Source organism: Thermoactinospora rubra (assembly GCF_002093975.1).
In the GTDB taxonomy this organism is placed as follows: domain Bacteria; phylum Actinomycetota; class Actinomycetes; order Streptosporangiales; family Streptosporangiaceae; genus Nonomuraea; species Nonomuraea rubra_A.
Genome location: NZ_MSZZ01000135.1, coordinates 1 through 778, shown reverse-complemented (window position 1 = coordinate 778; position 778 = coordinate 1). Strand labels below are relative to the sequence as shown.

Below are 778 nucleotides of genomic sequence, written 5' to 3'. Positions count from 1 at the left end.
TCCTGCAGAACTACGAGGTCGCGAGAGGATGAAAAAGGCTCCATGAACGGCTGGACAGACGTTGAGGGATTGCCGCTGGCGCTGTGCCGGCTCGCTCCGCTGGCGGCGCTCTTCAGGCCTGACGTCTGGTCTTCGGGACCTGCCGGTGCAGGTGCTCACGGTCTGCCTGAGCTGTGGCGGGTCGCGGATGCCGATCCTCCGGGATGGGAAGCGGAGTGCAGAGACATCGGCCAGGTGCTTGACCGGCACGGCATCGTCCTGCTCGGTTCGCAAGTCCTCAGCTTGCCGCTGGAGGCCGGGCTTGACGTGGAAACGGTCTTCAATGATCCGCCGTACAGTGTGTTCGACGCCTGGTTCCACTGGATGGATTGACTGCACGACCGTCGGCTCGGCCCAACCGCATTGGCGGCCAGGACATTGATCGTCCCAGGGCGTTCCATGTGGAGCGGCAGATCGAGACGGCTTCGGCTCTGGCCGCGTCCGCGCGCAGCGTTACCTTCGCCAAGGTCCCCCGGATCGCGATCTCCGGCTGGGCGGATCATGGCGGTGACCCTTGTCTGCGGCATGCTGTGGGCTCTGGACACCTTCGCGTGAACCTTGGTCGGCGTCCTGGAGATCAAGGCCTGCGGTCTCGATCCGATGACGGGGTATGAGACCAGGGAATGCGCCCCGGTCAGTGCATGGCTTGGCGCCATCCTTTATGCGTGGCTGCTCACGCCCATCGTCTGCGTGTTGAACCACTCCGACTTTCGTGGAGGCCCTGAAGCCAGCATCATCT

2 protein-coding genes are annotated in these 778 nt (G+C 64.0%); both read left to right on the top strand.

The genetic code is table 11. The features are described 5' to 3' along the window. A partial coding sequence (locus BSB02_RS40415; protein WP_206185147.1) for a hypothetical protein occupies positions 1 to 372 on the top strand: 372 nt, incomplete at its 5' end. Positions 373 to 597: 225 nt separating this feature from the next. Then, positions 598 to 778 (top strand): hypothetical protein (locus tag BSB02_RS41845; RefSeq protein ID WP_206185146.1); only part of this gene is annotated, 181 nt, incomplete at its 3' end.